At 73.8% G+C, this 12,374-nt stretch carries 13 protein-coding genes and 1 pseudogene; 7 read left to right on the top strand and 7 right to left on the bottom strand.

Features of this window, described 5'->3' with window-relative positions; translation table 11 throughout:
- Together ABZ449_RS38185 and ABZ449_RS38180 are read right to left on the bottom strand one after the other, a co-directional pair.
- Positions 1 to 1,021, bottom strand: a 1,021-nt coding sequence (locus ABZ449_RS38185; protein ID WP_360355612.1) for a M48 family metalloprotease, incomplete at its 3' end; no start/stop codon positions are given.
- Positions 1,022 to 1,185: 164 nt separating this feature from the next.
- Positions 1,186 to 1,542: pseudogene (locus tag ABZ449_RS38180) on the bottom strand (BlaI/MecI/CopY family transcriptional regulator); the annotation flags it as partial.
- A 115-nt stretch (positions 1,543 to 1,657) separates the two neighbouring features.
- On the opposite strand from ABZ449_RS38180, the gene ABZ449_RS38175 reads away from it, so the two are divergent.
- The 5 genes from ABZ449_RS38175 (at position 1,658) to ABZ449_RS38155 (ending at position 5,597) form a co-directional block, all read left to right on the top strand.
- Positions 1,658 to 2,326, top strand: a complete 669-nt coding sequence (locus tag ABZ449_RS38175; RefSeq protein WP_360355609.1) for a DedA family protein — start codon at positions 1,658 to 1,660, stop codon at positions 2,324 to 2,326.
- Positions 2,326 to 2,988 (top strand): phosphatase PAP2 family protein, encoded by a 663-nt coding sequence (locus tag ABZ449_RS38170; RefSeq protein WP_360355606.1) that lies wholly within the window; start codon positions 2,326 to 2,328, stop codon positions 2,986 to 2,988. Before ABZ449_RS38175 ends, ABZ449_RS38170 begins: the two co-directional genes overlap by 1 nt.
- Positions 2,989 to 3,138: 150 nt before the next feature.
- Positions 3,139 to 3,654: a pyridoxamine 5'-phosphate oxidase family protein gene (locus ABZ449_RS38165; RefSeq protein WP_360355603.1), complete on the top strand. Its 516-nt coding sequence runs from the start codon at positions 3,139 to 3,141 to the stop codon at positions 3,652 to 3,654.
- A gap of 135 nt (positions 3,655 to 3,789) precedes the next feature.
- Complete coding sequence (locus ABZ449_RS38160; protein ID WP_360355600.1) at positions 3,790 to 4,911, top strand: TIGR03364 family FAD-dependent oxidoreductase; 1,122 nt, start codon at positions 3,790 to 3,792, stop codon at positions 4,909 to 4,911.
- Positions 4,912 to 4,922: 11 nt separating this feature from the next.
- Complete coding sequence (locus tag ABZ449_RS38155) at positions 4,923 to 5,597, top strand: phosphonatase-like hydrolase (protein ID WP_360355597.1); 675 nt, start codon at positions 4,923 to 4,925, stop codon at positions 5,595 to 5,597.
- 45 nt (positions 5,598 to 5,642) lie between these two features.
- On the opposite strand, the gene ABZ449_RS38150 is transcribed toward ABZ449_RS38155, so the two are convergent.
- The 5 genes from ABZ449_RS38150 to ABZ449_RS38130 all read right to left on the bottom strand — a co-directional run bounded on the left by ABZ449_RS38150 (position 5,643) and on the right by ABZ449_RS38130 (position 9,229).
- Positions 5,643 to 6,272, bottom strand: a complete 630-nt coding sequence (locus tag ABZ449_RS38150) for a hypothetical protein (protein WP_360355595.1) — start codon at positions 6,270 to 6,272, stop codon at positions 5,643 to 5,645.
- Positions 6,269 to 6,955 carry a hypothetical protein gene (locus ABZ449_RS38145; protein ID WP_360355592.1) on the bottom strand — a complete coding sequence of 229 codons (687 nt, stop codon included), beginning with the start codon at positions 6,953 to 6,955 and terminating at the stop codon, positions 6,269 to 6,271. The genes ABZ449_RS38150 and ABZ449_RS38145 overlap by 4 nt, the downstream gene beginning before the upstream one ends.
- On the bottom strand, positions 6,945 to 8,273 hold the full coding sequence (locus ABZ449_RS38140) for a putative T7SS-secreted protein (protein ID WP_360355590.1): 1,329 nt from the start codon (positions 8,271 to 8,273) through the stop codon (positions 6,945 to 6,947). The genes ABZ449_RS38145 and ABZ449_RS38140 overlap by 11 nt, the downstream gene beginning before the upstream one ends.
- Complete coding sequence (locus ABZ449_RS38135) at positions 8,270 to 8,566, bottom strand: hypothetical protein (protein ID WP_360355588.1); 297 nt, start codon at positions 8,564 to 8,566, stop codon at positions 8,270 to 8,272. Before ABZ449_RS38135 ends, ABZ449_RS38140 begins: the two co-directional genes overlap by 4 nt.
- 171 nt (positions 8,567 to 8,737) lie before the next feature.
- Entirely contained in the window at positions 8,738 to 9,229 is a 492-nt protein-coding gene (locus tag ABZ449_RS38130; protein WP_360355585.1) for a hypothetical protein, read from the bottom strand.
- Positions 9,230 to 9,827: 598 nt separating this feature from the next.
- On the opposite strand from ABZ449_RS38130, the gene ABZ449_RS38125 reads away from it, so the two are divergent.
- Complete coding sequence (locus tag ABZ449_RS38125) at positions 9,828 to 11,255, top strand: sulfatase (RefSeq protein WP_360355583.1); 1,428 nt, start codon at positions 9,828 to 9,830, stop codon at positions 11,253 to 11,255.
- Between the two features lie 178 nt (positions 11,256 to 11,433).
- The gene (locus ABZ449_RS38120; protein ID WP_360355614.1) at positions 11,434 to 12,291 is read left to right on the top strand and encodes a formylglycine-generating enzyme family protein; all 858 of its coding nucleotides are present in this window, start codon (positions 11,434 to 11,436) and stop codon (positions 12,289 to 12,291) included.
- Positions 12,292 to 12,374 lie beyond the last annotated feature (83 nt).

The following is a 12,374-nucleotide window of genomic DNA, read 5'->3' as shown; positions in this document are numbered from 1 at the left end:
GGCCGGAGTGGGCGGTGGCGACCGTCCGGGGGCGGGCCGGCCAGGGGGAACGGCTCGCGGCCAAGGCCGCCCGGCCGACCGCGCGGGCGGTCACGGCGCGGTCGCCGACCCGGGCGGCCGCGACCTCGTCGGCCCAGCGCTCCAGGTGGTACCCGAGGGGCGCGCGCAGTCGGCGCAGTGCCGGGTGGATGTCGGCGGCGTGCTCGGCGAGGGCGAGGAAGAGGTGGTGGCGGGCGGTCAGATGGGCCCGTTCGTGGGCGAGCAGGGCGGAGCGCTCGGGGCCGTCGAGGGCGCGCAGCATGCCGGCGGTGACCACGATCCGGCCGGGCTCGCCCGGTCGGCCGGGGCGGCGCAGGCGGCCGGGCAGGGCGAAGGCGTCGGCGCACTCGTCGTCCAGCACGGTGAGCGGGTGGCCGGTGGGCCTGAGCAGTGCGGTGGGCCGGAGCAGTGCGGTGGCCCGGCGGAGGGCGGTCGTCCGGCGGAGGGCGGTCGGCCGTGCCCAGGGGCGCGACCGGCGCACGGAGGCGTGCGGGGGGCGCATGTCCGAATGCTGGACAAGGGAGGGGGCGCGGTCCGGCCGGTGGGCGCCGGTCCGGTCCGTACGGTGGCGGTCGGCGTGATCGGCGAGCCGGCCGTCGAGCGGCTCCGCGTGGCCGTGGTGGGCCGGGAGCGCGGCCCGGGCGGTGCGCAGCTCCCGCTGCCGCCGGCGGGCGGTGCGCACGGCCAGCGCGCCGAGCGCGAGCAGCGCCGGGGCGGCGAGCGCGGCCGCGAACGGCGCGTCGGGCGCGGCGGCGGTGAGCCAGGGCAGCGAGAGGTGGCCGAGGGCGGCGACGGGCGGGAGCTGGAGCAGCCCGGCGGCGGCCAGCAGGCCGAGCGAGCAGAGGGTGCCGCCGGCCAGCACGGTGGTGCTGCCCGCCAGCATCCAGGCGGCGGCCCGCGGTGACAGCGCCTCGGCGAGGCGGCGGGCCAGTGGAACGGCCAGGAAGGGCAGCAGCAGCGGGACCCAGACGGCGAGCATCATCGGCCGGCTGCTCCGGGCGTGTCAGCCGCTCCGGGCGTGCCCGGGCCCGCCACGCCCAGGCCCTCGGCGTTCGGCCCCGCGAGGCCCAGGCCCTGGGCGCTCGGCCCCGCCGCTTCCGCCGCCGCGTCCACCCCGGCCGGGTCCGTCTCCGGGGCGCCGTCGCCGAGCAGTTCGCGCAGCAGCTGCTCGTCCTCGGCGGAGAGGTCGGAGACGAAGCGGGCCAGCACGGTGGAGCGGTCGGCCTCCCGGCCGAGCTCGGTGTGCATCCGGCGCGCGGCGAGCCCCGCGTTGTCCTGGACGGTCGGGGTGTAGGCGTAGGCCCGGCCGGCCCGGGTGCGGACGACCGTCCCCTTGTCGAACAGCCGGCCCAGGATCGTCGCGACGGTGGTGCGGGCGAGGTCCCCGCCGAGCGCGGCCTGGACGTCCTGCGGCGTCATCGGCTGCCGGGCCGACCAGAGGGCGGCCAGCACCTCGGCCTCCAGCTCCCCGGCGGGCCGGCGGGCGGACGGTACGTCGGGCATGGCGGCGCTTCCTCCAAGTTTCGTCTACAGTCATGTAGACCGTCTACGCAACTGTAGACGGTCGGGGCGGGTTCCGATGCGAACCGCCCCCCAACGTACGGGAGGTCCGTCGGCCTTGCTCCAGTTCCTCGCCGATCCGGCCGTTCACCTCGCGGTGAACCCGCTGGACGCGTCCTCACTGCTCGCCGCGTTCGGCGCGCTCGGCATCGCCGTCGTGCTGTTCGCCGAGACCGGCCTGCTGGTGGGCTTCTTCCTGCCCGGCGACTCGCTGCTGTTCACCGCAGGACTGCTCTGCGTGCCCGGCGCCACCAAGGGCCCGCAGCTGCACCTGTGGCAGGTGCTGCCCGCCGCCCTGGTCGGGGCGCTCGTCGGGGCCCAGGTCGGCTACCTCATCGGCCGGCGCGGCGGTCGGACGCTGCTCGCCCGGACCAGGCGCAAGAGCCTGCTGGAGGGCGTGGCCCGGGCCGAGGAGCTACTGGGCAAGTACGGCCACGGCAAGGCGATCGTGCTGGCCCGGTTCATCCCGGTGGTCCGTACGGTGCTGAATCCGCTCTGCGGCGTGCTCGACGTCCCCGCCCGCTCGTTCACCCTCTGGCAGGTCGCCGGAGGTGTGGTCTGGACGGTCGGCGTGGTCCTCGCCGGGTACGGGCTCGGCTCGTCCGTCCCCAGTATCGACCGATATCTGCTGCCGATCATCGGTCTGGTAGTAGTTGTCTCCGTGCTCCCCCTTGTTCTCGAACTGTTCCGCGCCCGTAAGGCGCGACGTCACGGAGGTGACGCGTGATGTCCTCCCGGGTGCTCGCCGTGTACGACGGCAGCGGGATCGACGGCGGCCTGTACAGCCGGGTCAACGGCTGGGCGCAGTCGGCCCCGCACTGGCTGGACGAGCTGATCAAGGTCTGGTCGGCGCTCGGCCTCGGGCTGTTCGCGGTCTTCATGCTCTACGCGTGGTGGCGGGCGCGCGGCGCGGACTCGGCCGTGATGGCCAGGGTGCTCGCCTCGCCGCTGATCGTGGTCGTCGCGTACGGCGTCAACTCGCTGTTCAAGGACGGCGTCGAGGAACTCCGGCCGTGCGCGCAGATCCCCGGCAGCGTCACCCTGGAGGCCTGCCCCGGCCCCGGGGACTGGTCGTTCCCGAGCAACCACTCGGTGATCGCCTTCGCCGCCGCGGCCTCGCTCTGGTTCGTCGACCGGCGGCTCGGCGCGGTGGCCGGCCTGTTCGCGGTGCTGATGGCCGCCTCCCGGGTCTGGGTCGGCGTGCACTACCCGCACGACGTGGCCGTGGGCGCGCTGGTCGGGCTGCTGGTCGCGGTGGTGCTGGCGCCGGTCGCCGGTCGCTGCGGACCGCTGGTGGACCGGATGCGGGCGGGCGCGCTGCGGCCGCTGCTCGGGCCGGGGGTGCCGTCGGTGGCGGCCCGCGGGTACGCGCCGTACGGGTCCCGGTAGCACCGGGCCGGTGTCCGCCCGCCCCTTGTCCGGTTTCGGACGACGGGTGGAGCATGTGAGCCGGGCGTGGAGCCCCCTCCGGGGGCGCCCGCCCGGCTCAGTCGTGCTCGGGCGCGAGGGCGCAGGGCGTGCCAGTGGAGGGAGTGCCGAATGCCGTACCGACTCGACATCACGCAGGGGGACTGGCCGGGGGACCTGCTGCACGAGGGCGTCGAGGGGCTGTTGGCCGAGGCCATGGTGCTCACCCTCGCCACCGCCGGCCACGAGCACGGCCCGCACGCCAATCTGGCCTTCTTCGCGTACGACGACGACCTCGTCCTCTCCTTCGTCAGCGAGCGCTCCACCCGGCACAGCCACCACCTGGCCGAGGAGGCCCGGGCCGCCGCCACCGTCTTCCTGCCGCCGCCGGTCTTCGGAGAGCAGCTGCGCGGCCTCCAGCTGACCGGCAGCGCGAGCGAGGCCTGGGGGCGGCAGGCCGAGGCGGCGCTGGCCGCCTACCAGGGGCGCTACCCGGCCTTCGCGCAGGACGAGGACGTCCGGCGGCAGTTCCTGACCGGCGGCGGAGCGGCGGCGCTGTACCGGTTCCAGGTGGAGGAGCTGACGGCGGTGGACGAGCCGAACTTCGGCCGGCGCAACTACCTGCGGGCGCGGGTGGTGCGGTCCTAGTGACCCGACACGCCCCAGCCGGTCCGGTCGCCACCGAAAGACCTGGGCAGGTTGTCTGTACAACTTCCCAGGTGGTTCATCTGCGGGACGGCGTCCCGACGCCCCTCGGACACCCGGGCGCACCAGCCTGGACGCATGAGAGTCATCGTCGTAGGAGCAGGCGTGCTCGGCAGCATGCACGCCTGGCAGGCCGTCGAGCGCGGCCACGAGGTCGTCCACCTGGAGCGCGAGACCGAGGCGCGCGGCGCCTCGGTGCGCAACTTCGGCCTGGTCTGGGTCAGCGGCCGGGCGCAGGGCGAGGAGCTGGACACCGCGCTGCGCGCCCGCGAACTGTGGGAGTCCATCGGCGCCCGCGTCCCGGACCTCGGCTTCCGGGCGAACGGGTCGCTCACCGCGATCCGCACCGAGGCCGAACTCGCCGTCGCCGAGCAGGCCCTGACCCTGCCGGACGCCGCCGCCCGCGGCTACGAGCTGCTCGGCCCGGACGAGACCCGCGCCGTCAACCCGGCCCTGCGCGGCAAGCTGCTCGGCGCCCTGTGGTGCGAGCGCGACGCCGCCGTCGAACCCCGCACCGCCCAGCGCGCGCTGCGCGCGGCCCTGGAGGCCACCGGCCGGTACACCTTCCTGCCCGGGCGCGAGGTGCGCGAGGTGATCGGCGAGAACGCCGTCCGCGACGACCACGGCGACGTCCACACCGGCGACCTGGTGATCCTCTGCACCGGCGCCTGGATCGGCGGCCTGGTCCGCGAACTCGCCCCCGCCCTGCCGGTCCGCCGGGTCCGCCTCCAGATGATGCAGACCGACCCGCTCGGCGAGACCCTCACCACCTCCGTCGCCGACGGCGACAGCTTCCGCTACTACCCGGCGTTCGCCGGCACCGCCCTGGACCGGCTGCGCGAGACCCAGCCGCAGCCGCCGGTCGCCGCCGAGCACAAGATGCAGCTGCTGATGGTCCAGCGCCGCGACGGCGGTCTGACCATCGGCGACACCCACGAGTACGACCAGCCGTTCGGCTTCGACGTCGTCGAGGACCCGTACGACCACCTGGTGGGCGTCGTCGAGGAACTGCTCGGGCGCCCGATGCCGCGGATCCGCCGCCGCTGGGCCGGGGTGTACGCGCAGTGCGTCGACACCACCCGGGTCGTCCACCGCGAGCGCCTGCGCGACGCCGTCTGGCTGGTCACCGGCCCCGGCGGCCGTGGCATGACCTGCTCGCCCGCCATCGCCGAGACCACCGCCGAACTCGCCAACCTGTAAGGAACGTTGTTGTGACCACCGACATCCGCCTGGTCGTGCTCGACATGGCCGGGACCACCGTCGCCGACGACGGCCTCGTCGAGCAGGCGTTCACCGCGGCCGCGGCGAAGCTCGGCGTCGAGGCCGGCAGCCCGGAGTTCGACCCGATGCTGGCCCACGTCCGGGCCACCATGGGCGAGTCCAAGATCTCCGTCTTCCGGCACCTGTTCGGCGAGGAGGAGAAGGCCCAGCGGGCCAACGCCGCCTTCGAGGCCGCCTACGACGACCTGGTCGGCGCCGGCCACTGCGCCGCCCTGCCCGGCGCCGCCGAGGCCATCGCCGAACTGCGCGGCCAGGGCCGCAAGGTGGTCCTCACCACCGGCTTCTCCCGGACCACCCAGGACCGCATCCTGGACGCCCTGGGCTGGCAGTCCGTCGCCGACCTGACCCTCTGCCCCGCCGAGGCCGGCCGCGGCCGCCCGTACCCCGACATGGTGCTCACCGCGCTGCTGCGCACCGGCACCGACTCGGTCCGCCGGATCGCCGTCGCCGGTGACACCGGCTACGACATGCTGACCGGCACCCGGGCCGGCGCCTCGATCGTCGCCGGCGTCCTCACCGGTGCCCACGACGAGGCCCGGTTGCGGGCCGACGGCGCGACCCACGTCCTCGGCTCGATCGCCGGACTTCCCACCCTGCTGGGCTGACCTCCGCACGGGCGACGGGCGGGCGCCGCACGGCGCCCGCCCGGCTCAGGCGGGCGCCGGTCCGGGCCTGCGCACGGACCAGAGCACGGTGCCGTCGATCAGGACGTTGCAGCCCAGGAACAGCAGGAGGTAGGCGGAGGAGTCGACCTCGCCGGGGAGCTTGGGGGCGACCCGCCCGGCCGGGTCCATCCGGACGGTGACCACGTCACCGCGCTGGAACAGGGCGTCGCGCTCCACGAGCGGGCCGCCCGGGACCTCGTCGTTCAGCTCCGTGGAGGCGAGGGTGTACGCCCGCCCGGTGCCGTGGAGCGAGTCGGTGACCTTCTCGCTGAGGACCACGGCGTCCACGGTGCGGCCCGCGCCCAGGATCAGGTTGGTCCAGGCGGCGGAACCCGAGAGGTACGCGACGAAGGCGACGGCGCAGATGCCCGTGCTCCAGGCGAACATCCTCTTCTGGAACACGGGGTTGGTGTCGGCGTCGCGGCGAAGGGCGAACGCGATCAGCATCACCAGGGGGTAGCCGAGCCCCACCAGGGTGGCGAGGAACGTGTTGACGTAGACGTCCAGGGCGATGACGGCGACGAGCACGGCGGTGGAGAGCGCGATGATGCCCACCGCGCCCCCGAGCCGGCGCGGCCCGCTCCGAGCGCCCTGGACGGGCTGGTCGAGTGTCACCCGAAGGCCTTCCGGATGGTGTCCTGCCGCTCGGGCGACAGGGTGCCGCCCGTCCCGTCGAGCGGGGGGTAGAAGGAGATGCCCCGGTACGCGGCGGCGACCAGCGGCAGCCACTCGTCCCAGTGGTCGACGTCCTCGGTGGTGAAGACGGCGGCGACCACGTGCGGGCTCCACGGGTGCGGGAGCAGCAGTTCGAGCTGGCGGACCGTGCTGACGGCCGATTCCGGCACGCCCCAGACCGCGCCGGGCACCGGGACGGTCAGCTCGCGGGCGGCCAGGGCGGCGCGGCCGAGCGGCAGTTCCACCACGCCGACGTCGGCGTCCGGCCAGGCCTCGGCCAGTTCGGCGGCGACCCGCGCCGGGTAGCCGCCCGGCTCGCCGAGGTCCTGCGGGCGGAGGAAGACGGAGAGCACGCCGTGGATGGGACCACCGTCCGAGGCCCGGACCAGACAGCCGGAGACGTGGACGGCGCCTTCCCGCAGCTGGGCCTGGAGCGCGGTCTCGGAGGCGATCACGGCAGCGAGCTTCTGTTCGGCCCCGGCGTCGGGGAAGAGCGCGTCCAGCCGCTCCGCGGCCCGGGCCATCCGGTCGCCCGGGTCCTCGTCCAGGTCGACGGTGGTGAAGCCCGCGGGCAGGTCGAGCCAGAGCGGCGGGGTGGTGGCCCCCGAGGTCTCAACGGCCATAGCCGGCCGCCCATCCGCCCATGCCGAGCAGGTTGCCGACGGTGGACACGCTGCCGACGATGACGTTGGCCTTGCCGCCTCCGGCCATCATGCCCACCGAGCCGACGACGCTGTTGCCGCCGGTGGTGTAGTTGACCGCGCCGGCGAGGTTGTCGCTCGGGTTGTCCTGGGTGAGCGCGTACGCGGTGGGGGCGTTGAGTCCAACGGTGGTGGCGGCCTGGACGCCGTCGGAGACGTTCATCGCGGTGGCCTTGGAGACTCCGAGCTTGATGGCCGGCTTCTCGATCGCGGTGGTGAAGACAGGGTTGGCCGGGTCGATCCCCCGGGCGACGGTGCGGACCTCGGTGGATCCGGCGGAGACCGCGCCGCGCACGCCCGCACCGGCGGCACGGGCCTCCCGGACGGCGGTCACGCCCTTGGCCGCGACGCCCACGCCGGGGATCGCGCCGAGGACGTCGCCGCCCAGGGTCAGCCAGTTGCCGATGTTCTTCTGCGGCGGCCACAGTTGGCCCTTGACCGCGTACTGGGTCGCGTGCGCGCCCGCGGCGGCGGCGCTCAACAGGAGCGCGGGCAGCGCGAAGGCGGGGAAGAAGATCGCCGCGACGCCGCAGACGCCGGCTGCGACGGTCAGCAGGTCCGCGCCGTGGTTCTTGAACCAGTCGCCGACCTTGCTGAGCCAGCCCGGCTCCGGCGGGGCCTTGCTGTCGGCGGCCTTGCGGACGGCCTCGGCCGTCTTCCGGGCGTCGGACTTGTGGGTCCCGGCGAGTTCGTGGGCCTGCTTCTGGAGGCCGGAGAGCTCGGTGCTCGCGCTGCTGAGCAGGTTGGCGGCCGCGTCCAGGTGGCCCTTGGCCTTGTTGTAGCGCTGTTCGGCGGCGGCGAGGCCGGCGTCGTCGGGGAAGTACCGGCCGGCGAGCTGGAGGTCGGGGTCGGCGGCCGCGGCGCTGTGGGCCTTGTCCGCCTCGTCCTTCCTCTTCTTGGCGGCGACCGCCGAGGCGGCCAACTCGGCTGCCTTGGGCTGGTGTTCGGTCAGCGCCTTGTACCAGACGTCGAGCGCCGTGTAGGCGGCGGTGATCGAGTCGGCGGCGTCCTGGAGGTAGCCGGGCAGTTTGCCGAACTGCTTCGAGAAGGCCTTGGCGGCCTCTCCCGTCCACTGGCCCTCGTTGGCGGAGATCTGGGAGAGCGTGGTGTGCACGCCGCTCAGGTGCTGGCCCACCCGGCGCAGGCTGGTGCTGAGCGCGGTGACGGCGGCGGAGTCGCCGGGGGTGGGGTCGAAGCCGAGGCCGGACCAGTCCGGCGCCGCCGGCGTGGGGGCGGTCACGACTGCCCCGCCGGGGCGAGGACCTTGACGATGCTCTGCTCGGTGCCGTCGTAGTTCTTCTGCACCTGTTCCAGGCCCTCGTCCAGGGCCTTGACGCACTCGCGGACCTTCTTCAGGCCGAACTGCCACTTGTCCTTGAAGTGCCCGCAGGCCTCGTCCAGGAAGTCGAAGCCGGTGCCGGTGTGGCCGGCCGCCTCGAACGCCTTGAGTCCCTGGTCGAGTTCGTCGCCGCAGCCCTTGAGGTCCTGTGCCAACTTGGCGAGGAATTCGGTACTGACCTTGAAGTCGGACACTTTCGCCCCCCGATGCGTGGTTCGTCGGACCGGGCGAGCATAGCCCCGGCCAGTGCGCCGGTGATCGTCGTCGCCGGGGCCGGAGGCGGATGTTTGCGGGACTTTTACGGGCCGTCGACGCCTTCTTGACGTCGGCGGCCCGGCCCGGAGGGGTGCGCGTTCGGTCGGGTCTCAGCGGCGCCAGAAGCCGCGCTTCTTCGGGGTGACGAGCTGCACCACGGCGCTGACGAACAGCTCGGCTACGGGCGACGGGCCCGGGCCGTGGTTGAGGTGGCTCTCGGTGGTCCACTCGCCGAGGGCGGTGCCGGGGCTGCCGTCGAGCGGGCTGAAGGCGTGCTCCAGCGTCACGTAGCGCACGGCCCTGGCGCCCTGGGGCTGGACGGCGGCGACGAAGTGGGCCTCGGTGGCGCCGACCGGGGTGGGCAGGGTGACCAGCAGCATGTGGTGGCCGTCGACCGACAGGTGCCGGCAGTCGAGGCCGTGGTGGGGCAGGCGGTCCCCGGGCGGCAGGGCGGCGCCGAGGTCGTCCCAGATCTGGGTGACGACGGGCAGCAGGCTGTTGCCGTCCGGGGTCGGGGTGGCCACGCGCGGTCCGAACTCCAGTACCTGGCGGGCGAGCTCGCGGTGGACGAAGCGGTAGTGATGGGGCCGGGGGTCCGTCATGGGGGACACCGTAGCGAAGCGTCCGGGGCGGGCGGTCGGCACGTCCGACTTCCTTGCGGGGCAGGCGAGTTGGCGTACGTGGCGACTGATGTGACGGACCGTCGGTCCGAGCCGTGCCGTCACCCGGCCGTCGGCGCGCGGAAACCTGCGGCCGGATATCCGACACGGCGCGGAAACAAAAGCGCCCGGGTATTGCCAGCGTTCGCCGAGGGCTCCTAGAGTCACCCGCATGGCAGCTGGAGATTTCCTGGCTGCTCGCCGGCACGTCGATTTCGGACGGCTCGCGAGCGCCCTCTGTACGGCCGTTCCGGCGTGAGCCGGCGGCGGTTCCCGGACGGGTGGACGGGGGCCGGCCGCAGTGCGTCGGACTTCCTCGGGGTGGCTCGCATCCGCACTGTTCGTGCAGGTCGGTGAGGTGCCCCGGTTCCTTCACAGCGGATCCCCGTGAGTCGCCCTTCCCGTGAGTGCCGTCCGGGGTACGGGTGCGGGCGTCGTGCGGACCGGTGAGCCGCTTCCCCGTGAACGATTTCGGCACGGCCCGGCTGAATCTCCCTGCGCGGCCGCGACCGGAATTGCCGAAGAGCATGGAGGAAATTCAGTGAGCAAGACAGGTGATTCGGAAACGAATGGTTCGCCCGGGGTCGGTCGGCGCGGTTTCCTCGCCGGTGCCGCGGCCGTCGCGGCCGCTGCCGCCGCCCCGACGGCACTCCAACTGGCGGCCGCGAGTCCGGCCGCCGCGGCCGGCGCGACCCGGCCCAACATCCTGCTGATCGTCACCGACGACCAGCCCAAGCACACCGAGTGGGCCACTCCGCAGACCGTGAACTGGATCGTCGGCAACGGCGTCCGCTTCACCGACGGCCACGTCACCACGCCGCTCTGCGCTCCCTCGCGGTCCTCGGTGTTCTCCGGCCGCTACGCCCACAACCACGGCGTGCGCAACAACGCGGCCTCGTACAGCCTGGACCAGCACACCACCGTCCAGCGCTACCTCAAGCAGGCCGGCTACCGCACCGGCCTGTTCGGCAAGTACCTCAACTCCTGGACGCTGTCCGACAATCCGCCGCACTTCGACGAGTGGGCGCTGCTCCGGCCGGCCTACACCGACGCCGACTGGAACATCAACGGGGCCGTGCAGACCCTCGCCGGCTACACCACCGACATCATCAGGAGCCGCACCCTGGCGTTCCTCGACCGGGCCGCCACCGACACCCGCCCCTGGTTCGCCTACGTCACCCCGTTCGCCTCGCACGAGCCCAACGTGCCGGCCCCCCAGTACGCGAACACCGCCGTCCCGCCGTGGAACGGACGTCCCTCGGTGCCCGAGGGCGACCGCAGCGACAAGCCCGCCTACATCCAGAACGCCACCGCCACGCTCGCCGACGCCCAGGCGGTGCGCACCCGCCAGCTGCGCACCCTGCTCTCCGTCGACGACGCGGTGCAGGCGATCCACGACAAGCTGGTGGCGCTCGGCCAGCTCGACAACACCCTCGTCATCTACCTCGGCGACAACGGCTACACGTGGGCCGACCACGGCTGGCTCAAGAAGTCCGTGCCCTACTCCCCGGCCCACGAGGTGCCGTTCTACCTGTCGTGGCCGGCCGGCGGGCTCGGCGCGGGCACGGTCGACAACCGGATCGTCGCCAACATCGACGTCGCCCCGACGATCCTCGACGCCGTCGGGATCGCGCCCGACACCCCGCAGGACGGCCACTCGCTGCTCACCGCGTACAGCAGGGACCACCTGCTGGTGGAGTGGTGGAAGCAGGGCACCGCGGCGGGCGGTCCGCCCACCTGGTCCTCGTACGTGGCCAAGGGCAAGCAGTACACCGAGTACTACGCGCTGCACACCGACTCCAACGGCGCGGTGTCCGGGACGGGCGAGGTGAAGTTCCGTGAGTACTACGACCTGTCGGGCGACCCGTACCAGCTGACCAACCTGCTCCACCAGGCCAGCCCTCAAGACGAACAGGTGCTCGGCATACCGGAGTTGGCCGACCGGCTGGCCGCCGACCGGATCGCCTGACCCGACCCGTGGGCCCGACGGCCCGGGGGCGGCGGACGGCCGCCGCCCCCGGGCACCCGACCCTTCCCGAGGAGCATCCGTGCCGACCACCCCCACGTCCTGCTGCACCCCCGGCCGAGGGGAGCCCGGGCCCGCCGCGCCGGGAGCCCCGCCGCCCGCCGCCCACCGGGCCGCGCGGGTGGCGCGGCAGCTGACCGAACTGGCCGGCGGGTGTTTCCTGATGGGCGCGGACGACCAGGAGGGCTACCCGGCCGACGGCGAAGGACCGGTACGCGCCGTCGAGTTGGGCCCGTTCCGGATCGCACCGACCACGGTGACCAACGCGGCCTTCGCGACCTTCGTCAAGGACACCGGCCACCGCACCGAGGCCGAGACCTTCGGCTTCTCGTACGTCTTCGAGGGCTTCCTGGCGCCCGAACTCGTGGGCGCCTCACCGGCGGTGGAGGCCGTCCCGTGGTGGCGGGCGGTCGCGGGTGCGACCTGGCGGACGCCCGAGGGGCCGGGTTCCACGGTTACCTCCCGGCAGAACCACCCCGTCGTCCACGTCTCGTGGCACGACGCGCAGGCGTACTGCGCCTGGTCCGGCACCCGGTTGCCCACCGAGGCCGAGTGGGAGTACGCCGCTCGCGGCGGCCTGGAGCAGGCCCGCTACCCGTGGGGAGACGATCTCACCCCGGACGGGCGGTACCGGTGCAACACCTGGCAGGGCGTCTTCCCCACGCTGAACACCGCCGCCGACGGTCACCGGGGCACGGCCCCGGTGACCGCCTTCCGTCCCAACGGCTACGGGCTGTACAACACCGTCGGCAACGTGTGGGAGTGGTGCGCCGACTGGTTCAGCCCCGGGTTCCACCGGCGCCCCGACGCCCCGCGCCGCGATCCCGTCGGCCCGCCGGACGGCACGGCGCGGGTGATGCGGGGCGGCTCCCACATGTGCCACGCGTCGTACTGCAACCGCTACCGGGTGGCGGCGCGCAGCTCCAACACCCCCGACAGTTCGGCCGGCAACATCGGCTTCCGGGTGGCGGCCGACTGAGCCGGTCACGCCCGGAAACCGGCAGGCGGCGGACGAGGCCAGACGGCTCGCCGGAATGCTGCTCCGCCAGGCCGCCGTCGTCG

The organism is Kitasatospora sp. NPDC005856, from assembly GCF_040629945.1.
Lineage (GTDB): Bacteria > Actinomycetota > Actinomycetes > Streptomycetales > Streptomycetaceae > Kitasatospora.
The sequence above is the reverse complement of the archived record's forward strand: the minus strand, read 5'-3'. Positions and strand labels throughout refer to the sequence as shown.

Excerpts from the sequence above, each read along its gene's own strand:
- ABZ449_RS38170 (WP_360355606.1), top strand. The coding sequence starts at position 2,326 with ATGTCCTCCCGGGTGCTCGCCGTGTACGACGGCAGCGGGATCGACGGC.
- ABZ449_RS38165 (WP_360355603.1), top strand. The coding sequence starts at position 3,139 with ATGCCGTACCGACTCGACATCACGCAGGGGGACTGGCCGGGGGACCTG.
- ABZ449_RS38160 (WP_360355600.1), top strand. The coding sequence starts at position 3,790 with ATGAGAGTCATCGTCGTAGGAGCAGGCGTGCTCGGCAGCATGCACGCC.
- ABZ449_RS38145 (WP_360355592.1), bottom strand. The coding sequence starts at position 6,955 with ATGGCCGTTGAGACCTCGGGGGCCACCACCCCGCCGCTCTGGCTCGAC.
- ABZ449_RS38130 (WP_360355585.1), bottom strand. The coding sequence starts at position 9,229 with ATGACGGACCCCCGGCCCCATCACTACCGCTTCGTCCACCGCGAGCTC.